A 20,100-nucleotide genomic window follows, 5' to 3' on the forward strand; every position below is an offset into this window, starting at 1 on the left:
TGATCAAGGGTGACCTCAGGTCAGCAGTCCGCGCTGTGGGGGGAACCTCAGATCGTGTCAGCGCTGCCGGGCAGCGGGACCGCGGCGCTGCTCTGCGTCGAGCGCGACCCGGAGGCATGTCACCGCTCGTTGATCGCCCAGCGGCTGACCGAACAACACCACGTCACGATCGAGCACCTGCGCCCGTTGTGACGCGTGAGTCCTCGGGGTAGCGGCAGCTGTGATCACTGACGCCCTGGTCAGCCGGCGAGACTTCTCCCCCCACGTTGCGTGAGAAGCAGTAGACGGCGCGGACGGCTGTCGGGCAGCGGCGGCGTAGCAATGCGTCGCCGCCGCCCCGGCAGCCTGCTGAGCAGGGCGGATACCTCACTGAGAACGACCTCAAGCCGATTCGGCTGAGACGGACCGCCAACCTAGCCGCCAGACGGATCAGGTTGTGTCTGGCCCTGGCTCCGCCGCAGACTGCGATCAGCCGCCGCCGGTCCGGCGACGGCAGCGTCACGATCGCGGCGTCTGGCACCACCAGGTTTCGGCGACGCTCGAGCTCTGGGACTTTTAAGTGGTCTGTCTTTTGGGATGCGGTCTTTGTTGGTGATGTCTGGCCGCTGGAAAGATTGAGAGTTTGATTATTGGTTATATTTGTGGACTGGTTGGACTGGCGCTTGTTCAGGTGGCACGGATGTTGGTTATGGTAGCGCTGTTCCCTTTCTCTACCTTCCTGGCGAGTGGCTGAAAGAGAGAGCGGCCCGGATGGATTAGGGGAATCAACTGTGCGTGGGGGCGTGTGGCCGGTACGGGAGGATCAGGTTCGCTTGGAGGCGGATCGACGTCCTGTCGGTCGCTTCTGCTCCTGCCTCTGGCGCTCGATGGCGGCGTGCAGGCGGTCGCGTGCCTCGGTGCGTGACACGGTCGGCAGGGGATTGGGCAGGCAGTCTGCGAGCGCGGGCGGTGCGTCGACCAGACCCTCGTCGTCGATCGTGACCTGATCGCCCGTCCAGCCGCCGAGAATGATCGCTGAGACCCCACCGGGGTGCCGAGTGAGGAGCTCCTCGATCCGGTCCGTCTCGTCCTCGCAGTCGGCCACCAGGAGGAGGCGCCGTGCGTGTGTGATGCCGGTGTTGTGGCGGATGGCCAGTTCTGTTTCGAGGTACGCCAGGGCGGCGTCGAGATTTCCGGGGATGAAGAGCCCGGCAGCGGACTCGTCGAGGAGTTCGTCCTCGTCGAGTCCGAACAGGGTCGTGGCATCCGCCCGTGGAATCACTGTGAGAGAGGTGTCGCCGTGCTCGTTGAGTGCTGCCAGTGCCAGTAGCCGCGCGGTGGCGATGGCGCCAGGGCCCGAGAGCCCCAACGCCGGACTCGCGAAAGGGTCGAGGGTGGAGCGGTACGTCAGGGGAGGGGCCTGTTCGTCGGGTGTGGTGCCCCCTGAGGGAAGTGGGGAGGTGCGCATCCCTACGGCTGCGGCGGCAAGACGGTGTCTGAATGGATAGCAGAAGGCCGCTGCGACCGGAAGAAGGAGACTCAACAGCAGAATCGGCTGTAGCGAGCGGGACCGCGGCTGATCCGCATCGGCTTGCTCGTGGCCAGGCGTAGGCGTAGGCGTAGGCGTAGGCGTGGGGGTCGTCTCGAGCGCCGGCGACGGGGCGGTGCTGGTGGGGTCCGAAGGTGCGACTGGTCGCATCTTTCGCTTACCTCGTGACGTGGACACCGGAGCCCGATTCTTTGGTTTCGGCGCTTGCTTCCTCTCCGGTCGACCAGCCCGCCAGGCGGAGCCTGGTCCGTGGCCGCGCGACTTCTTTCCGGACTTCTCATACATTGCCAGCCATGTCTCCCTACACATACGTGCGGTGTACCAGTCGGTGATGCTTGCTGGATGGCGGCAGATGATGGGTATGGACCGCCGCGGCTCCGGGTCGGCCAGCGGGGACGCGCCCGCTGGGGCGGCGGCGCCGAAGGAGATGGCGCCGGCCACCGCCGTACAACCCAGGACTCCGCACGCGCACCGGAGGAGGTCGCCGATCATGCTGGCGAGTCTGGGATCTGCCAGGAAACGGTTCATCTTCGCCCCGGGGATCGCGTTGGTCACCGTCAGAATGCCGATCGTAGTCAATTTGGCTACGTAGCGTTGAACATTGGTGACAGTTGATCTGTGCGATCACTCGCACCCGACTCCGTCGCCGTCCCGGTCGAGATGGGGTGCGTAGCCCGGGTCGTCCTGGTGTATGGGGGCTTTGCCTGCGGCGCGGGCGGCCGCGCAGTTCCGATAGTAGACGGGCTCCTGCGCGGGCGGCTTACAGACTTGTCGCTTGGTGGGACGTGGCTTTGGCTTGCGGGCCACCACTGGGCGCTTCGTCCTTCTAGAAGGACGAGTGATGGCCTTCGAGGGGAGGGGCGTTGTCCCGGCATCGGTCTCGCTCGGTGTTGCCTGCTTGGCTGCCGTGCTCGGAGAGGCCGAGTCGGAGGAGGACGTGGTCGCGGAGTCTCCGGTGTCCAGGATGGCGAAGCAGCCTCCGAGAATCAGGAGGCAGAGGACGAGGCCGCACCCGCAGCCCGCGAGATTTCGTCCGGCGTTCGACTTCGAGCCTCGCGGGGATGGAGAGCCTGATGCATACATGTGCGCCTCCCAACACGGTTTAGGGAGAAGACGCGCAAATTCGTGAAACGGGTTACGTTTGGTGATTCCGGGGTGCGGGTGGTGCTGGATTCCTGTGGAACGAGTAATGCTGGGAGAGATCTGCGGTCGGTGTCGCAGCAGGTCAGACGGTTCTGAATGAAACAGATCCACTCGGCGCAGGTGCTGAGGTGTGGCGGTTTAGTGATGCCAACTGAGTTGGATCTCGACGCCTTCGATCCTTTGGACGGGCAAGGCTGCCTGGGGATCACCCTGTGCAAGGTGACCAGGCACGATCGCGTGCTGCCCTACTGTGCGCCGTCTCTACCTCATGCGCGCACCCGCGGCCGTAGATCGTCGGTTTCGCCGCCCCGAAGCGGTTCGCGACCGCCTCCATGAACAGTTGCTCGTACCCGACCTCGGTCAGCAGGAACGGTGTCGCGTCGAGAATGGGCAGGTCACGAGTTTTGTCACACGGGCGCCCCATGGCCGGCGGCCTGTCCGGTTCGCCGGCTTGCGAGCCACTCGATGTGCTTGCCACGCCGACCGCCCACTTTCGCTACGTTGCGTAACGCAAATGATTCGGGTCGGCGGAAGGGCAAACCGGGCCCGCCTTCTGGATCAACCTCGATCGAGGAAGCCGGCTCTACGCGCCTACGGTCGAGGTGCGGGACTGTGGACATCTAGTGAGGGTGGCCGTGCAGGCTGACGGCGGCCTTCTCCTAGTTGATCATTTTCCGGCTGTACAACCCTGCGCCGTGAGTTGTGGGTGGTCTAGCGGACGATGGCCTGGCGGGCCGTGTGGGTGGAGGGCGGCGAGGGGCGGGCCTCTTCACGGTGTCTTGTTGAAGGATTCGGTGCTGGCGTCGTCCGTGCCGCGTGACCGGTCGCGCCTCACTCGGCGCGGGCGACGGTTGGGTTGGCCGCGTGGCGGTGCGTGCCGTTGGCTGCCGGTGAGGGGGCTGCTGTGGGCGTCGTCGGTGACATCGGCTGCCTGGGCGCCGGGGCGAGTGGGGAGCGTGCGTTCGGGGGATGTCAGGCGGCTCTGGGGAGTGGGATGTCGGCGGGGGAGCTCAGGATGTCGCGGATGCTCAGGGGGAGAGCGTCGCCCCAGAGCCAGTCGTTGACGGTTCCGTCGAAATCGTGGGGTGGGTGGACGGACAGTAGGCGTGCGGTGATGGGGGTCAGACGCGCTTCGAAAATGATCGGTGGTGAGAGGTGTTCGCGCCGGCTGGAGCCCCAGAATTCGTTGAAGTCGCCTTGGGTGAGGCGGCGAACGGCGCTGATCGTGCGTGTGCGGGAGACGGGGCCGGTGGCCAGCCAGGACCAGTGGTCGGTCAGGAGATGGCGCGCGGTGGTGCGCAGGACGTTGAGGGCGGCCAGGTCATGGGGGCAGGCGACGTCGGTGATCTGGAGTTCGGGCAGGCCGAATCGGCGGAGGCCGTGCGTGCGGAGGCGGACACAGGAGCAGCCGTTGACGCCTTCGGGGTCGCGGTCGGGGTCGGCGGCCGTACAGCGGCCGTTGGCGCGGAACGGGGGGAGGGCGTCGCCGAGCCAGTTGTCGGCCAGCACGAAGCTCGTCCGTTCGGCGGTGGGCTGCGGTAGGACATCGCCGATGATGAGGTCGGCGACGACGCCGTCGGTGGCGGCGGCGATGGCATAGGCGGCGGCGCGGGCGACCTGGACGCCCCGTGGCTGGTCGGTGATCGGAGCGGTCGAGGTGACAACGGCGAACTGCGTCGCGCTGCCGAAGGCCTGTTGGTCTCGCCGCTGGCCGGGATGGACCGCCTTGATCTGCGCTGGGTCCCAGCGGAGGTCGCCGAGGTCCTCGCGGCGGAGGTCCAGCGGGGGTGAGCCGAGCCGTCCGGTGATGTGAGGCTCGAAGGCGTGGGGGCCTCTCAGAAGCGCTGCGAGGTCGTGCGGGATGTGATCGGCGGCTACGGCGAACCTGGACGTCGTCGTCGAGGGGACGGGAAAGGTGACGGTCATTGCGTGTTCCTTCCGTGACGGGGCGCAACAAACAGCATGCGACCCCGCCATCGCGGAAGGAAGGCGAACGGCCTCCTGTGGATAACTCAGTCGGCACGCGGGTCCAGGATGATGCGGGTCCCGGGTTCGGCCGCGACCTGGAGGGTGCGCAGCCGCAGGAGCGTCGGGTGCTCTTCGAGGACGCGTGCGGCGTTGGCGAGCGTCCGCAGTGAAGCGGCCTCAGCGCGGGCGCGCTCAAGGTCCGCGCGGCCGCGCTCACGGGCGAGGATCGTGTCCTGGGTCGCGCGGCGGAGTTCACCGGGGAGCATGAGATCGCGGGCGCGGGTCTCAGTGACGGTGACACCGACCGTGGACGTGCGTTCGGAGACGGGCGCGGCAAGGTCGGAGAGGCGCGCGCGGTCGGCGAGCAGTTCGTCGAAGGTCGTGGCGGCCACCGCTTCCCTGATCGCCTCCTGGACGGCCCCGTGCAGGACGGCCTGCGCCGACTCCGCGCCGGTGGTGAACCGTACCGGGTCGGTGACCGACCAGGTGACCGCCACGCTGACGCGGAGGGAGAGCCCGTCCCTGGTGATGAGCTCCTGGCCGGAGACGATGAGCACGCGCGGCCGCATCTCGACCGGCACCAGAGCGGCGTGCTTGGCCCGGTAGCGGTGCCTTCCCGGCTCCAGGACGCGGTCGAGCCGGCCGTTGACGAACAGCAGGACGCGCTGCCACTCCATCACGGTCACTGTTGCCATGCCCTCACCTCCGGAGGGGCGGTCCTCGCCGGGGACGGGGAGCACGGCGGGGGCGTCCCCGGTCATCGCCGGGAGCCCGCAGGGCCGTGCGATCGTCTTGCCGGAGAGGGCCGCTGACGAGGAGTCGAACCTCGGGGCCGGAGCCACCAAAGTCGGATGCCGCCGATGTGCAGGACGCCGACCGGCGATGCCGGGGCGCTGCCGCGTGACTTCCGCGAGATCAACGGTAGGGCGGCTCGGTCTGTGGCCGCCAACGGTTTTCGGTCGTGCGGTGCCGTGGTGGTTGGAGGCCCGGGGTGGCGGAGTTGTTGGGGGAGCGTGTTGGCATGGCGTGATGCTCGCGGTAACCCTGTGGACAGTGCGGGTGGGGGAGTGGCAAGACTGAAGCCATGAAGATCAAAGGCGAGCGAGTCGTTCTGCGTGCGGTGACCGAGGAGGACGTCGAAGTCCTGCGGGAAATCGTCCGGGAGCCGGAGGTTGCGGCGTGGTGGGCGCCGCCTGAGGATTTCGACGGGATGCTTGCGATCGTCTTGGCAGACGGGTCCGTGGTGGGCGCGATCCAGTACGACGAGGAACTGGACGAGGACTACCGGCACGCGAGCATCGATGTCTTCCTCGGTGCACGTCACCAGGGTGGTGGGCTCGGGACGGACGCCGTACGGACGCTGGCACGGTGGCTGGTCCAAGAACGGGGGCATCATCGGATCACCGTCGACCCCGCGGCCGCCAACACCGCGGCGATCCGGTGCTACGGGAAGGTCGGATTCAAACCCGTCGGGACGATGCGCGAGTACGAGCGCGACCCGACCTCGGGTCGGTGGCGGGACGGCTTGCTCATGGATCTTCTTGCCCGGGAGTTGGTCGGTTGATCCACGGGGCGCCCAGCGCCAGGTGGGCCGCCGGTGCGGGCCGTCCGTGATCTCGCTTGGTGCCCTGCTGACGGCCCTTCTGGGGGGCCTGTCCAGGTCCGACACGCCGTTGACCATGGAAAAGACCAGCTTCGGCCGAATTCGCGGGGATTCGCGCGGCATCGACTGCGTAATCGGGGGGAATGTGTACGTTGGGTAGATCAATACAGCTGTGAGCTGCGGGGACGGTCCCGCCGCCCAGCTCGGAACAGGAGGTCCTCCGTGACCCGAACGCTGTCGAGGGGCACCCGCGTCACCGGTGCCGAACGTACTCGGCTCGCCGCGGAACTCGCCCCGCGCTATGCGGCCGGCGAGAGCATCCGCGATCTGGCCGCAGAGACGGGCCGCTCGTACGGATTCATCTACAACGTCCTGAAGGAAGCGGGAGTTCCGCTGCGCGGGCGGGGTGGCAACACCCGCCGCAAGAAGGACTGACCCGCTCCCCGAGAGAAAGAGAAGCAAGCGCATGACCGGACGTCCCCCTCGCCCCCCGGGGGGACCCCGTGCCCTACGAGCGGCGGAAGGCTTCGGTGACCTCGGAGCGTCCGTTCAGGCTGGCGAGGTCGGCGGCTGCACGTCCCGCGACCCAGCCCTCGTAGTTGGAGACCGAACCCGCCCGGCTCTTGGCCAGGTTCGGAAACATCTTGTCGACGGCCAGTTCGACGGCCTGGTCGCGCGCGGCCAGCACGGGAAGCAGATCCTTCCCTTCCGCGCCCGCGGCCGCCTGTTTCGTCGCCTCAGAGGCCACATCACGCAGCCGCTCCCCGATGCGGGCCGCGTAGGCGTTGAGGAACGCGTGACGGAACGAACGGGTTCGAGACCGTCCGTGTGCGTCCCGCTTGGGACCCGCGTGGACCATCGCGGCGGTCGCCTGTACGAGCAGTGAGGTAAACAGCATCTCCACTGCGGCCAGATCGGCGGGAAACCCCAGCACAGTCGAGAACCCCAGCTCCCTATGCCAGACCGCACGGCATCGGTTTGCGTCTGCCACGACGGTCAGGAGGACGGCCTTGGGTGTGTCGTACGGATTGTCCACCGCGATACGCCGTCCGGCGGGCCCGCCCAGGTCGCCGGTTTCCGCGGCAAGCAGAGCGTGGTCAATGCTGTGGCGCGCTATGAGTTCCTGAGCGCGCGCGCTCAGCGCCTCCGCCTCCTCCGGGAACTCCGTCGACTCCGCCTTGGCCAATAGTGCCCGAACCTTCGCCAGCATCCGCTGGTCGACCTCGCGGACGCGGTTGTGAGAAGGGGTCTCTCTACAAGGCGTCCCAGGTGGTGAGCCGATCTTCGCTAGCCGGGGCAGACCCTCCAGTAGGTGGACGAGTTCGACGCTGCAGGCGACGAGGTCCGCACGGTCCACGCCCTCGCGGTCACACCATTCGTATGGATGGTCGGCATCGTGCGCCCACCAGACCTCCGCGCCGAGGACGGCGAGCTGCTCGCGCCACTGGTCGCTGACCGTCGCGGCGGCATAGGTCCGCATTTCGGCGGCGATCGCGTCAATGGCGAGGCGGCCGTGCCTCGCCGTGTGGCGACGACCCGTGAACCGCACCACGTCGGCGGGTTGCCAGCCCCGTTCCCAGGCCAGGGTGACCGAACGCCTAAGGCGGGCGGCCAAGCAGCGGTCGGCGGTGCGTGCCCAGTCCGGTACGTCCGGGCGCCCGGACAGGACGGCCACGCAGTGGCGGAACGTGGGCTCATCGTTGAGTGAGAGTGCTCGCACGGCCTCGGCCGTCAGCGCTCCGGCCTCTTCTGTGAAGGAGGGCGTGGCGACCGTGGGGTCCGCCGCGTCTCCCGACCGTGGCCGCCACCACGCCTTCCGCACCCGAAACTCCCGTCGTCCCATGGCTCCGTAACCTGGCCAGGACGATCCTGCCACGCACAGGTCCGGCGCCGGGCGAGGACCGGCGCCGGGACTCGGGATTCACTTGATGGGCAGCTGTCCAGCTGTAGGCGGATGCGCCAGATATGTTCGGCTTTGCCTACCTAGATTGCTGCTCGGCAGTGTGCTTTCTGTGTCCGTTGGGATAGGGAGTGCTGGCCACGGCTGCGAGGAGAGGGAGAAACCCCCGACCAGGCCGGGCTGCCGGTCGACGGAGACCTCCTGCTGCGGTTCTAACCTGAGCCGGGCGAGTCTCTCCGCATCTCCTCGACGACCACGCTCTGGTAGGCGCGGGACGTGTCCGGGACGTAGCTGAGCCGTGCCAGGGCTTTGCCGTCGTGGTCCCGGATTTCGAAGTGGTAGCCCTCTCCTGCGTCGCCGACGTGTGCGACGGCCTGGTCGTGGCGGAGACGGCACATGGTGTCGACCTTCTCCAGTGCCACCTTGAGGCTGCCCGCGTCGCTGATGAGCCGCGCCGGCTCACTCGTCTCCCAGATCTCGAACATCGTCATGTCCTGTCGGCGGTTGGTCGGTCGGAAGGAACGGGCGGGGGCATTCCAGACGTCGGGGACAGCCTGCGCCGATTTGGTGGATCTTTCAATCAGCACAGGTATCGGATTGATCACTATTTGAAGTTAAGTGCGTCCGTAGCGTCATCTCACCGGCGACGAACACGGACACCCTCCCAGATCACGGACCGTCTGGCCAGGATCGATACTTGAATCTGAATATCGTTCGGATAGAAGGTGGGTGCCGCTCAGGCGCCGTCCTTGAGATTCTCGCGCGGATTCTAGGCGTCCGCGACGGTCACCACAGTGTCCTTGGCGTCCGGTTCGGTGAAGCGGGCCAGGGCCTCGCCTTCGGTGGTGAGGGCGTCGATGGCGGCCGCAGAGAGCGGGGTGAACGGGCGGAGGGTCAGCGTGGCCACCTTGCGCTTGTATGCCAGTTCCCAGATGCCGCGTGCGAAGCCGTCCCAGAGGAACACGGCCCGCACGCGAAGATTTCTTGTCGTCAGGGACGGCCGGTCCTCATCTGAGATGACTCGCCTGCGATCGGCGTGCGCGAGCACCAGGCTGTCGAACTCGGGCAGGAAACGCGCGGGGGCCGGGGCTTGTTCGTCGGGACGCGGGGCGTCGGGAAGGTCGAACAGTTCCCGGCCCTTGTCGTCGGCGAAGACACGGAGCCCCGGGCGCAGCCGTTCGAACACCTCGCCCAGCGCCGACAGGCCGGACCATGCCTGCGCATCGGCCACCGAGGCGGGGCCGAACGCCGCCAGATAGCGGAGCATCAACTCGTCCGGCGCGGGGACGGTGGCGGGCGAATTCCGCAGCCACGTGTCGGCCAGGGTGAACTCGGCCGTGCGGGGAAAGGCCCATCGGTCCTGTGTCGGAACCATGATCAGCGGCACGCACATCCGGACGGCGTAGCCGAGGGCGCGGTCGTTGACGTCCGGGAACTCCTCTTGCAGGAGCGCGCGAACATCATTGAAGGTGCGGGGTCGATCGCCCAGGAGTTCCCTGGCCGCCGGGACGACCTGCCCCAGATCGAGTCCCTTGGCGCGGTCGCCCAGCACGCGCATTGCGCCGTCGAGCATCGGCTGCATCGTCGTACGGAACGCGGTGTAGTCGGCGGCCGTCACGATGTGCAGCGTGGCGCGCATCATCGTCGCTCGGACGAGGGACCGGTCCTGCATCGCGGCGTGCAGGTCGGACACCTGGAAGCCCTCCACTCGCGTCCACAGGCCGAGAAAGGCAGGCTTCGGCTCCTGCGCCTGCATGCCGCAGAGCCGTGCCACCGCGTCCGTGACCGGAACGGGCTGCCGGTCGAGCAAGAGCTGCCGTGCCAGCGTGGCCCGGTTCAGCGCCCGGACGCTGAGGGTTTCCGCCATCGTGACCGCCCTCTCGCGGGCCCGGACGTCGCCGGGGCCTTCCAGGTAGATCGACACTACCCATGCCGACGACCTTCAGAGACAGGAGTAGAGCGCCTCGACGAGTGCCCGGTTGCGGGGGTTCTGCCAGCGCGGACTCATGTCGTTCATGACGTAGCCGAAGGCGGTGCGCGCGTCCGGATCGCAGAACCCGAGTGATCCGCCCGCGCCGAAATGTCCGAACGGACGGGGCCCCGGCCCGAGCGGGCGCTCGGGCTGGGTGAGCTGGAAACCGAGCCCGAACCGCGACGGACGCCCAAGGACCAGGTCATGACCCTGGACCTGCTCGGCCGATGCCACGGCGAGGGTGTCCGCACCGGTGACGCGGTAGCCCGCCAGGGTTCCGCCGGTGGCCGGCGCCGTGTAGACGCGTGCGACGCCGCGGGCCGTGCCGTGCCCGTTGGTGGACGGCAGCTCCGCCTCCCGCCACGCCCGCGTGTTGAGGACGCCGAGGCCCGAAAGGCCGCCGGGGTTGTAGTAGGCGTTGTAGGTCATGAGCGGCCGGCCATCCAGGTCCGCCGAGCGGTCGTCCTCGGGAGGGGCCTCGTCCCCGTCGAACTCGGCGACCCGGTGATGTTCGCTCGGTGGCAGGCCGATGTGGACGTCCGCTCCCAGCGGCCCGGCGATCTCCTCGCGGAGCAGCTCACCCACCGTGCGTCTGGTGGCGCGGCGTACGACCTCGCCGATGAGGTAACCGAACGTGTTGACGTGGTAGCCGTGCGCCTCACCAGGACACCACCAAGGCTCCTGTTCGGCCAGCGCCTTCGCCATCACCGACTGATCGAGCATCGCGCCCGGCGGCATACGGACACGCAGGGCCGGGACCCCCGCCTGGTGGGTGAGGAGGTGCCGGACGGTCACCTCGTCCTTGCCGGCCTTGCCGAACTCCGGCCAGTAGCGCGTGACGGGGGCGTCGACGTCGAGACGTCCACCGTCCATCAATCGGGCTACGAGGAGCGCGGTGAGGCCTTTGCCGACGGAGAAGAAGTTCACCAAGGTGTCGCGTGTCCACGGCCGGCCTGCGCCCGCCCGTCCGCCCCACAGGTCCACCACGATGCGCCCGTCGATCGTGACGCATACCGCGGCGCCGCGCTCACCGCGGGTGGCGAAGTTCTCGGCGAACGCCTCCCGCACCAGCGCGAATCGGGGGTCACAGGTTCCGTCGATCATCGCGCGCCATCCGTCCCGAATGTCGTTCTAATAAGACGGTAGTCGATCCCCGCCGCCGGCCGCCGCCGACACGCCCCGGGCGTGCCTCGACCGATGTCTTTCGGGCGCGAGGAAGACGCCTCAGCCGCCTCCTCCGAGGGGTTCGTGAAGGTTGTGCGCGCGCTCGAACTCCCCGCCGAGCCAGGGGTCCGCCTACGTGGTGGGAGAGGCACGCACCGTGCAGGCCGTCCGCGCTCACCTCGTGGGCGACCGGGGCTGGCCGCGCAGATCCGTGCTGGTCAAACCGTTCTGGACGCCCGGCAAGCGCGGGTTGGAGTGATCGGGAACGATCGTCGGCGATGGTCGTCCGGGACGATACTTCGTGAAAATGCACGTGCATCAGCTCTTGCACCTGCACGCTATCCCTAGCAGGATTACCCATCGGACCCCCGCACGTGAACTCCCCGGAGATCGCGATGACCGCACACTTGAGCGACAGTGACCGACAGGCGCTGCGGCTGGCCCAGGATCTCCGTGAGGAGATGCGGGCCGCACTTCCGCAGCAGGCCACCGCACCTTCGGTCTCCCCCTTCGTCGACCAGACCGGGACGCCCAGCGTCCTGCTCCGGATGGACGCCGACACCGCCCGCGCGCTCATGGCCGTCCTGGCCGAGCGGCGCGTGGACCGTGCCGCCGCGCCACCCGCCGAGCCGCGTCGCGCCGACGGCTCGCACGTGCCGCCGACGGCACAGCCGCCACCCACGCCGCAGGCCGCAGGGGCGGCAGGGCCGATCGCGGCCGCGGTCTCGCCGTTCGGTGAGCCAGCGTACGCGGAGCCCGCATATGCGGAGCCGCCGTACGCCGAGCCGCCGCCCGGCATGCCGATCTTCGCCGAGCCGCCCACGGGCGCGCCCGCGTTCGGCGGGACGGGCCCGACACCGCTGGTGCCGTCGGTCTACCCGACGCACTGACCGCGCCCGGGCGCCGCTACTCGTAGGGGTTGCGCGGCTTGGCGACCCGCCGCACCGCGCTGCCGAGCAGCTCGTGCACGCCCGTCGCGGACCTGCCCGGGGCCGGCGCCGCCCATGTCCCGTCGACCTGCACCCACGCGTCGGCGGGGGGTTGCGGCAGGCCGCGGACGATCACGGGGAACGGGATGGCGTCGCCCGCGCAGCAGGCCATCTTCAGGCGGGTCACCTGCCAGCCACCGTTCTTTCGGGGCGTCACGAAGCCGGTGAGGCGCACGGGAACGCCGGCCAAGGACGCGGGCGCGCCCGTCTGGGCCTCGTAGGACCGTCCGATGAACTCGCCCATGGTCATGGGGATAGGGGCGCCGCCGCGAGGCAGGGCCCCGAAACCCTGGGCGGGCGGGGCCGGCGGTGGCGCCGGACGGCCGGCGTCGCGCGACGCCGTGAACGAACCGAGCGCCGGGGGTGCGATCACGAAGATCGCGAGCACCGGCAGACAGAGCAACCACGCCACCCGGGGCCCGTGCGAATGATCGTGCCCGGTCGGGTGACCTGAATGATCATCCAGACCACCCCGTCTCTCCTGGGCAACGCCCTCGTGGACCATGCTGTTCCCGGTGTCGCGCCACTCGCGCCGCAGCCCGGCCATCCCCAGCAGGACGAGAGCGCCCCCGGCGGGGACCAGCAGGTAGCGAAAGCCCGGCTTGACGTAGTTGACGTACTCGCCGCTGGCCAAGGTGATCCACAGCACCGCGCCGCCGACCAGGACGAGCAACAGGTTCTGGGCGGACCGCGTCACAGCAGCACCCCTCCGACGATCATGCTGATCCCGACCGCGAGGACGAAGGTCAGCGGGATGAAGCGAATGGCGAAACGGCGTCCGAAGAAGCCGGTCTGCAACGCGATCAGCTTCAGGTCCACCATGGGGCCGACGACGAGGAACGCCAGCCGCGCGGTGGGGGAGAACTGGGTGAGGCTGGCCGCGACGAAGGCGTCCGCCTCCGAGCAGATCGACATCAGCACGGCCAGGACCGCCAGCACCAGCACCGACACCCAGGGGATGCCGGCGACACCGTCCACCCACGCCGAGGGCACCGTCACGTTGATCGTGGCCGCGGCGAGGCCGCCGACCACCAGGAAGCCGCCCGCGTGCATGATGTCGTGCCGCATGGCCTGCCGGAACGCGTCCCAGTGGGCCCCCTCCCCGCCATGCGGGCGCGGCGGGACGCGGATCCACTCGCCCTTGCCGAGCAGCGCCCATGTCCAGCCCGCCAGCACCGCGACCAGCAGGGACGCGGCGAACCGCCCGGCGACCATCTCCGGCGCACTGGGGAAGGCGACGGCGGTGGCGACCAGGACGACCGGGTTCACCGCGGGGGCGGCCAGCAGGAACGTCAGGGCGGCGGCGGGGGCCACGCCGCGGGCCATCAGCCCGCCGGCGACGGGCACCGACGCGCACTCGCAGCCGGGCAGCACCGCGCCCAGCGCGCCCGCGACGGGAACGGCCGCCACCGGACGGCCGGGCAGGGCCCGCCGCCAGAACGACGGTGGGACGAACGCGGTGATCGCGGCCGACAGCGCCACCCCGAACACCAGGAACGGCAGGGCCTGAACGCAGATCGCCACGAAGACCGTCGTCCAGGCGTCCAGCGCGCGGCCGTCGATCAGAGGCGCGGCCCAGGCGCGGCCGAGAACGAGCGCGGCGGCCAGCGCGGCGAAGGCCCACGCGGCCCTGGCACTGGGGGACGGAGCGCGTCCGCGGGCCCAGTCGGCGGGCGGGAGGAGATCATCGTCGGCCGTCCGGAGGCCGGCGGGCTCGGTCATGCGCGTCATCGTGCCATACCTAGGAGCCCGTCGTAACGCCCAATCCCCCGACGGGAAAGGCGATCCAGGGCAGTCCGGGTTAAACGATCTACCTTTCCCAAGGTAAAGAAATCGCCCGTTTGGCGAAATCCCGGCAATGCCGTATATAGTCGACGCCAGGTCAGGGTCATGAACCGTTGACCTGGCCAATCACATAACCGTCGCTTCCCGCCCGCCAGGCGGGATCCCTTGCCGAATCGCGGCCGAACCATGCACGGCCGCAACCGCATTGGGCTTTTGAGCCCCCGGTCGGCGTCCTAACCCGCTTCATCGAAGCCCGCGTCATCGCGCACGCCCAAAGACGGCCGTGCGCCATCGAGTGCGGGCGCGGCTCGCCATGCCCGCGAGCCGTCACGCAGGTACGCCCTGCGGCGGGATCTTTTCGCGGCGGTATCTCCCGAGTCCCGAGTCTCGGATCCGTTCCTCTGCCCGGATATGCCCCTGTGCTCCGGCGCGGACGCCCTTCGGCGCGGAACGGCAGCCCTGTACCCCGAACGAAGGAAACCTATGCAGCAGCGAGCGATCAATGTCGTCCTGACCGGTGTCACCGGTGCGGCCCTGGCCGGAATGCTGGTCGCCGGAGTGGCGGCCGCCAGCGACGACTCCGCTCCCAGCGAGCAGAAGCTCCTGTCTCAGCAGGCCATGGCCACGCAGGAGCACAAGACCCTCCACAAGGACGCGAAGAAGGATTCCGACGAGTCCGGCTCCAAGTCCAAGGACACCAAGCGTGCCAAGAAGGCATCCGGAGTGATCCTCTCCGGCAGGACCACCGCGTCCTACTTCTGGGACGACGGTTCCGGTGTGAACGGCGACACCGGCGCTCCCGCCGGCGGCAGGCCGATGCAGAAGGGCTTGTTCGCCAGCCCGAGCTGGCCTCTGCACACCAAGGTCCGGGTGTCCTACGACGGTCGCAGCATCACCGGTTTCGTCGGTGACCGCGGCCCCGGCCGCCCGTCCCACAATGGCGTCATGCTGGACCTCGACACCTACACCTTCCGGTATCTGCTGGACGGCGGGAAGCCCAAGAGCAAGTACAACGCCGGTGGTGGCGAAGGCCACATCAAGGGTGTCAAGTGGGAAGTCCTCAAGTGGGGCTCTGGCGCGGGCAAGCGCGGCGCCCCGAAGCCCCTCGGCTGATCGACCGAGTCGCCTCACTGCCATTCTGTGAGGCCGCTCACAATGCCTTCGGGCACTCCGGCAGGGCTGCCGGACGCAGGGAAATGGGGATGCCCCGGCGATCATGAGATCACCGGGGCATCCCCATTTCATGATCCATTCAAGGGACCATTCGCACAACCTCCGCGCCGTCCCCGCACGTGTTCACAGGCGCGGCAGCAGGGGGAAGGGGCCCGTCGCCGGCTCACGCGCCAGCTCCCGCGACAGCCCCATCGCCGCCGTCCGCACGGCGGGGGCGAGCCGGTCCAGGTCGAGGCGGCAGACGTTACCGGTGATGGAGATCGCGGCGATCACGCGGCGGCGGTGGTCGAGAACGGGCGCGGCCACGGCCGACACTCCGGCCTCCGACTCCTCGCGGTTGACGGCGTAACCACGGCTGGCGGTACGGGCCAGCTCCCGCTGGAGCAGGCCCGGCATGACGATCGTGTGCGGCGTGTAGTGGACGAGCCCGGCGTCCAGCACACGCTCCAGCCGCTGGGGCGGTCCGAGCGCGAGGAACAGCTTCCCGGTGGCGGTGCAGTAGGCCGGCAGCCGCCCGCCCACCCGGGACACGATAGGCATGGACCGGCGCCCGGTCACCTTCTCCAGGAACAGGGTGTCATTCCCGTCCAGGACGGCCAGATGGATGTTCTCGTGGGTGGCCTCGTACAGATCCTCCAGGTAGGGGAGGGCCGCCTCGCGGAGCCCGCGCGGCCGTGGCGCGCGCTGCCCGAGGACGAACAAGCGCATGCTCAGCCGGTAGCCGGACGAAGTCCGTTCCACGCCGCCCCACCGGACCAGCTCGCCGAGCAACCGGTGGGCGGTCGGCTTGGGGAGCCCGGTTCGCGTCGCCAGCTCGGTGAGGTTGAGCTCGGTATCGGCGGAGCCGAAGGCGTCAAGGAGGCTGAGACCGCGTGCCAGCACCGACCTCGGCGGCTCCTCGTCCGGGGTCTGTGTGTCCATCCCCCGATGGTTCCCGTGATCGGGTCTGCCCGCAAGTGCGGGGAACCGGGCGGCGGCCCTGCTCATCGGCTGTGCCCGGTGATCGGTGCCTCGATGAGCAGCGGGCCGGTGAGGTCCTTCACCGAGGCCACCGCGTCCCGCAACTCGGCGGCCGACCCGGCCCGCAGCGCATCCATGCCGAACACGCGGGCGGCGCTCTGCCAGTCCAGCGCCGGGGGCGAGAGGTCCATGCCGACGTAGCGGCCGTGCTCCGCCGAGGCGCCCTTGCCCTCGTCGAGGGTGTTCTTGAGGGTGCGGTACTCCCCGTTGTTCATGACGACGAACGCGACCGGGACCTGGTAGCGGGACGCGCTCCACAGGCCTTGGAGGCCGAACATCGCGCACCCGTCGCCGAGCACCGCGACCACCGGGCGGCTGGGGTCCGCCAGGCGGGTGCCGATCGCCGCGCCGATGCCCCAGCCGAGGCCGCCGCCGACGGCGTGCACGTAGGAACCCGGCCTGTCCTGCCGCAGGACGGCCCGCAACGCCAGCCCCGCGGTGATCGCCTCCTCCACGACGACCGCGTCCTCGGGGAGCCCGTCGGCGACGGCGTGCGCCGCGGCGCGCGGGTCCATCGGGGCGGGACCGTAGGCGGCACGAGCCGCGGCCTCCGCCTCGGCCTTGGTCCGGGCCGTGATCGCGCCGATCCGCTCGATGCGCTCGCGTGCGGACGGCACTCGCCCGTCCAACTCGTCGGCGAGGGCCAGGAGTGTTCCCCTCAGATCGCCTGTGAGCCCGTGCCGGACCGCGAAGTTACGGCCGATCTCCGCCGGGTCCTCGTCCACCTGGACGATGTCCAGCCCGTCGGGGACGGCCGACCCCGGCGTGTAGTGGTGCGGCATGAACGCGTGGCAGCCGACGATGAGCGCGACGTCGTGCGCCGCCAGCTTCTCGCGGATCACGGCGTTGCGGGGCAGGAGCATGCCCGCGTACAGGGGATGCCCGCCGGGGAAGTCGACGCCGTCGTTCATCGGCTGGTGGTAGACGGTCGCGCCGAGACGCTCGGCCACCGCGACCAGCGGCTGTACCGCGCCCGTCCGGCCCACCGCGTCGCCCGCGATCACCACGGGCCGCTCCGCGGACGCCAGCAACGCCGCGGCGTCCGCGGCGCCGGCCACGGCCGCGCCGGGGCCCGACACCGGGGAGCGCGCGGGTACCGTCACGTCCGTGTCCTCCTCCAGGAGGTCCATCGGGACCGACACCAGCACCGGCCCGGCCGGGGGCCGCGTGGCGAGCGCGAACGCGCGCCGCAGGACGATCGGGAGGTCGTGGGCGTGCTGGACCTCGATGGCCGACTTGGTCGCCGCCGACGCCAGCCCGACGAGGTCTCCCGACAGCATCGGGTCCTGGATGAGGTGGCGGCGGTCCTGCTGGCCCGCAACGATCACCAGCGGAGTGCGTGAGCGCAGCGCGTTCAGCATCCCGATCAACCCGTTGGCGACACCCGCCGCCACGTGCAGGCTGACGAAGGCCGGGCGGCGCGACGCGCGCGCGTACCCGTCGGCCATGGCGACGACGGACCCTTCCTGGAGCCCGAGGACGTACTCCAGGTCCGGCGCCTCCACCAGCGCGTCCATCAGCGGGAGCTCGGTCGTGCCGGGGTTGCCGAAGATCCGGGTCACGCCCTCGTCCCGGATGATCTCCAGCAGCGCCTCGATCGGCCTCATGTTCTCGTCTTCCTGCCCTTCAGTGCTTGGCGGATCCGCCGTCGACGTTGATCGTCTGGCCGGTGAGGAAGCCGCTGCCCTCGTCGCACACGTACAGCAACGTGGACACGAGGTCGGCCGGCTCCTCGACGTGGGGGACGACCTGGAGGTCGCGGACCCGTTCGAACCCGCCGTCCGCGCCGGTGGTGCGCGCGGCGGTCTCGGTCCGGGTCAGGCCGGGCGAGATCGCGTTCACGGTGATCCCGTAACCGCCGACCGCGCTCGCCAGCGCGCGGGTGAACCCGACCAGCCCCGCCTTGGACGTGGTGTAGGCGACGAGGTCGGGCGGCCCGAGGAACACCACCGCCGAGGCGATGTTCACCACCCTTCCCCAGCCCGCGGCCTTCATGTGGGGGAGAGCGGCCCGCGCGACGAGGAACGGGCCGTCCAGGTTCACCCGCATGATCCGGCGCCAGTCCTCCAGCGTCGTCTTCTCGAAGGGCATCGGCGGGTAGATCCCGGCATTGTTGACCACGATGTGCAGCCCCCCGAAGCGGCCGGCGGCCTCCTCTACGGCGGCCTCCACCTCGTCCGGGTCGGTCACGTCGGCGCGCAGCGGGTGGAACCGGCCACCGCCGATCCGCTCTGCTGTATCCGACATGTCGGCCAGGTCGAGCCCCGCGACCCAGTGCCCGCGCGCGGCCAGGGCGATCGCGAACTCGCGCCCCAGCCCTCCCGCGGCACCGGTGACGAGGGCGACCCTCTGCGCTCCGTTCCCCGACGGCGTCTCGCTCATGGAGGTCAGAGTGGGGCCGGGCACGCCATAGCGACAAGGCACCGTTTTCACTCACTGGAACGGGTCCCTTGTCGGGACATGGCGTGCGTCACATGCTCGCCGCATGTCCGCTCCCCAGTCGTCCGCCGCACCGGGCACAGCGCACGACAAGGAGGGGTCCTCCGTGTCGCGCCGGGTGCGGTGCCGCGAGGTCACCGTGAGGCTCGGGGAGTCCGCTTGCGAGGCCATCCCCTCGGCCGCCGCCCCGCCCCGCCCCGGCGGGGCGGCGGCCTCCCGCACCGGGTCATGCTGTGTCGCCTTCATCCGGGCCATGCCATCGTGTGCCGGCCTACCGGCGCGGCCGCATCGTCGACACCCGTGCGGGCGAGCGCATCACCGAGCCGAAGCATAGCCTGGCCATGAACGCCGGCTTCGCCGCCGGCTGAAGCGCGCCGTCCCGCTGGTTGGACGCGTCCGGCGGGACGGCGCGGCCCCTCGGTAGCCCGTCAGCGGCCCGTCAGCAGATCGACGACCGGGGCGAACAGCTCCATGTGCGTGTCCGAGACGAGGTAGTAGCTGAAGCCGTACCGCTCGCGGCGCGCGGTCATCTGCTCGGCCATGTGCTCGGGCGGGCCGACGAACTGGGACGGCATGTCCAGGACGAGCTCCGCCGAGGACGTGCCCCAGCCGCGCAGCACCGCCGTCCGCGCCGCCGCGGCCCGGGGGTCGGGGCCGAACACCGGCGACACCAGCATGCTCAGCTCGACGTCGCGCCCGGCGGCGGCCTCACGGACCCAGCCGACCTTGCGGGCGATGGTGTCGGGTAGCCGTTCGGAGATCTCCTCGGAGATCGTCCCCTCGGGGAGCGCGCGGGGCAGGATGCCGACGGTGTCGGCGAGCCGCCCGCCGATGCCGAGCATGCGCCTGCTGCCGGCGCCGACGAGGAGCGGGAGGCGCCGCCCAGGGCGGGGGAACACCGTCAGGCCGTCGATCCGGTAGTGCTCTCCGGCGAAGGTGGTCTTCACACCGGCCAGCAGGCTCCCCAGGACGCGGAGAGACTCCTCCAGCCGCCCTACCCTCGTCCCTGGCGCATCGAACGACATCCCGGCCAGCTCGTACTCCTCGCGCAGCCAGCCCGCGCCGAGACCCAGCTCGAACCGGCCCCCCGACACGTGATCGAGGGTCGCGGCCTCCTTGGCGAGCATCACCGGGTGCCGGAAGTCGTTGGACAGGACCATCGTGCCCAGCCGCAGCGTGCTCGTCGCGCCCGCCGCCGCCGTCAGCGCGATCAGCGGCGCGAGCTGGTCGCCGAAGGGCTCGGTCACATAGTGGTCCCGCAGCGTCAGCGTCGCGTACCCGAGGTGCTCGGCACGCCGCGCGGTCGTGACCAGCTCGTCCACCGAGCGGATCGATTCGCCCACGACGCCGAAGCGGAAGGAGCGCCTGTGTTCGTCCATGGGACGAGCCTGCCGCCTGGGTGCACCTTCCCGCTGG

At 69.7% G+C, this 20,100-nt stretch carries 20 protein-coding genes; 6 read left to right on the forward strand and 14 right to left on the reverse strand.

What is annotated here, in order from left to right; translation table 11 throughout:
- The first annotated feature begins 54 nt into the window (after positions 1-54).
- Positions 55-192 carry a DUF488 family protein gene (locus AMA02S_RS38600; RefSeq protein ID WP_218005273.1) on the forward strand — a complete coding sequence of 46 codons (138 nt, stop codon included), beginning with the start codon at positions 55-57 and terminating at the stop codon, positions 190-192.
- A 610-nt stretch (positions 193-802) separates the two neighbouring features.
- Here the strand turns inward: AMA02S_RS38600 and AMA02S_RS38605 are convergent.
- The 4 genes from AMA02S_RS38605 to AMA02S_RS38620 all read right to left on the reverse strand — a co-directional run bounded on the left by AMA02S_RS38605 (position 803) and on the right by AMA02S_RS38620 (position 5,334).
- A complete protein-coding gene (locus AMA02S_RS38605) occupies positions 803-1,348 on the reverse strand; it encodes a hypothetical protein (protein WP_157431132.1) in 546 nt (181 codons plus the stop codon).
- Positions 1,349-2,152: 804 nt separating this feature from the next.
- The gene (locus tag AMA02S_RS41050; RefSeq protein ID WP_084266044.1) at positions 2,153-2,611 is read right to left on the reverse strand and encodes an excalibur calcium-binding domain-containing protein; all 459 of its coding nucleotides are present in this window, start codon (positions 2,609-2,611) and stop codon (positions 2,153-2,155) included.
- Positions 2,612-3,643: 1,032 nt separating this feature from the next.
- Positions 3,644-4,597, reverse strand: a complete 954-nt coding sequence (locus AMA02S_RS38615) for a hypothetical protein (protein ID WP_067469729.1) — start codon at positions 4,595-4,597, stop codon at positions 3,644-3,646.
- A gap of 86 nt (positions 4,598-4,683) precedes the next feature.
- The gene (locus AMA02S_RS38620; RefSeq protein ID WP_067469827.1) at positions 4,684-5,334 is read right to left on the reverse strand and encodes a slipin family protein; all 651 of its coding nucleotides are present in this window, start codon (positions 5,332-5,334) and stop codon (positions 4,684-4,686) included.
- Positions 5,335-5,723: 389 nt separating this feature from the next.
- Here AMA02S_RS38620 and aac(6') point away from each other — a divergent pair, with 389 nt between their 5' ends.
- Together aac(6') and AMA02S_RS38630 are read left to right on the forward strand one after the other, a co-directional pair.
- A complete protein-coding gene (gene aac(6') / locus AMA02S_RS38625) occupies positions 5,724-6,203 on the forward strand; it encodes an aminoglycoside 6'-N-acetyltransferase (RefSeq protein ID WP_067469732.1) in 480 nt (159 codons plus the stop codon).
- Between the two features lie 261 nt (positions 6,204-6,464).
- Positions 6,465-6,677, forward strand: coding sequence for a helix-turn-helix domain-containing protein (locus AMA02S_RS38630; protein ID WP_067469735.1), 213 nt, complete (start codon positions 6,465-6,467; stop codon positions 6,675-6,677).
- A 73-nt stretch (positions 6,678-6,750) separates the two neighbouring features.
- On the opposite strand, the gene AMA02S_RS38635 is transcribed toward AMA02S_RS38630, so the two are convergent.
- The 4 genes from AMA02S_RS38635 to AMA02S_RS38650 all read right to left on the reverse strand — a co-directional run bounded on the left by AMA02S_RS38635 (position 6,751) and on the right by AMA02S_RS38650 (position 11,218).
- A complete protein-coding gene (locus tag AMA02S_RS38635; RefSeq protein ID WP_084266046.1) occupies positions 6,751-8,085 on the reverse strand; it encodes a DUF2786 domain-containing protein in 1,335 nt (444 codons plus the stop codon).
- Between the two features lie 269 nt (positions 8,086-8,354).
- On the reverse strand, positions 8,355-8,627 hold the full coding sequence (locus tag AMA02S_RS38640) for a hypothetical protein (protein WP_067469741.1): 273 nt from the start codon (positions 8,625-8,627) through the stop codon (positions 8,355-8,357).
- A 284-nt stretch (positions 8,628-8,911) separates the two neighbouring features.
- A complete protein-coding gene (locus AMA02S_RS38645; RefSeq protein WP_245668027.1) occupies positions 8,912-10,066 on the reverse strand; it encodes a winged helix DNA-binding domain-containing protein in 1,155 nt (384 codons plus the stop codon).
- Between the two features lie 18 nt (positions 10,067-10,084).
- Positions 10,085-11,218, reverse strand: coding sequence for a serine hydrolase domain-containing protein (locus AMA02S_RS38650; RefSeq protein WP_067469744.1), 1,134 nt, complete (start codon positions 11,216-11,218; stop codon positions 10,085-10,087).
- Between the two features lie 199 nt (positions 11,219-11,417).
- Between AMA02S_RS38650 and AMA02S_RS44535 the strand changes: the two genes are divergently transcribed.
- Entirely contained in the window at positions 11,418-11,537 is a 120-nt protein-coding gene (locus AMA02S_RS44535; protein WP_245668028.1) for an SIP domain-containing protein, read from the forward strand.
- A gap of 136 nt (positions 11,538-11,673) precedes the next feature.
- Complete coding sequence (locus AMA02S_RS38655; RefSeq protein ID WP_157431133.1) at positions 11,674-12,168, forward strand: hypothetical protein; 495 nt, start codon at positions 11,674-11,676, stop codon at positions 12,166-12,168.
- Positions 12,169-12,184: 16 nt separating this feature from the next.
- Here the strand turns inward: AMA02S_RS38655 and AMA02S_RS38660 are convergent, their stop codons facing one another.
- Both AMA02S_RS38660 and AMA02S_RS38665 read right to left on the reverse strand, forming a co-directional pair.
- Positions 12,185-12,964: a TIGR03943 family putative permease subunit gene (locus AMA02S_RS38660; protein WP_067469750.1), complete on the reverse strand. Its 780-nt coding sequence runs from the start codon at positions 12,962-12,964 to the stop codon at positions 12,185-12,187.
- On the reverse strand, positions 12,961-13,989 hold the full coding sequence (locus tag AMA02S_RS38665; RefSeq protein ID WP_439951627.1) for a permease: 1,029 nt from the start codon (positions 13,987-13,989) through the stop codon (positions 12,961-12,963). Before AMA02S_RS38665 ends, AMA02S_RS38660 begins: the two co-directional genes overlap by 4 nt.
- Positions 13,990-14,535: 546 nt before the next feature.
- On the opposite strand from AMA02S_RS38665, the gene AMA02S_RS38670 reads away from it, so the two are divergent.
- Entirely contained in the window at positions 14,536-15,165 is a 630-nt protein-coding gene (locus AMA02S_RS38670; protein ID WP_067469756.1) for an RlpA-like double-psi beta-barrel domain-containing protein, read from the forward strand.
- A gap of 183 nt (positions 15,166-15,348) precedes the next feature.
- On the opposite strand, the gene AMA02S_RS38675 is transcribed toward AMA02S_RS38670, so the two are convergent.
- From AMA02S_RS38675 to AMA02S_RS38695, 4 genes are all read right to left on the reverse strand, one after another.
- On the reverse strand, positions 15,349-16,146 hold the full coding sequence (locus AMA02S_RS38675; RefSeq protein ID WP_067469759.1) for an IclR family transcriptional regulator: 798 nt from the start codon (positions 16,144-16,146) through the stop codon (positions 15,349-15,351).
- 62 nt (positions 16,147-16,208) lie between these two features.
- Entirely contained in the window at positions 16,209-17,852 is a 1,644-nt protein-coding gene (locus AMA02S_RS38680) for a thiamine pyrophosphate-binding protein (protein ID WP_067469761.1), read from the reverse strand.
- Between the two features lie 19 nt (positions 17,853-17,871).
- Positions 17,872-18,627 (reverse strand): SDR family NAD(P)-dependent oxidoreductase, encoded by a 756-nt coding sequence (locus AMA02S_RS38685; RefSeq protein ID WP_067469833.1) that lies wholly within the window; start codon positions 18,625-18,627, stop codon positions 17,872-17,874.
- A 485-nt stretch (positions 18,628-19,112) separates the two neighbouring features.
- A complete protein-coding gene (locus tag AMA02S_RS38695; RefSeq protein WP_067469767.1) occupies positions 19,113-20,063 on the reverse strand; it encodes a TIGR03621 family F420-dependent LLM class oxidoreductase in 951 nt (316 codons plus the stop codon).
- Positions 20,064-20,100: the final 37 nt, after the last annotated feature.

Origin of the sequence: Actinomadura macra NBRC 14102 (assembly GCF_001552215.1) — a bacterium.
GTDB classification, from domain to species: Bacteria; Actinomycetota; Actinomycetes; order Streptosporangiales; family Streptosporangiaceae; genus Spirillospora; species Spirillospora macra.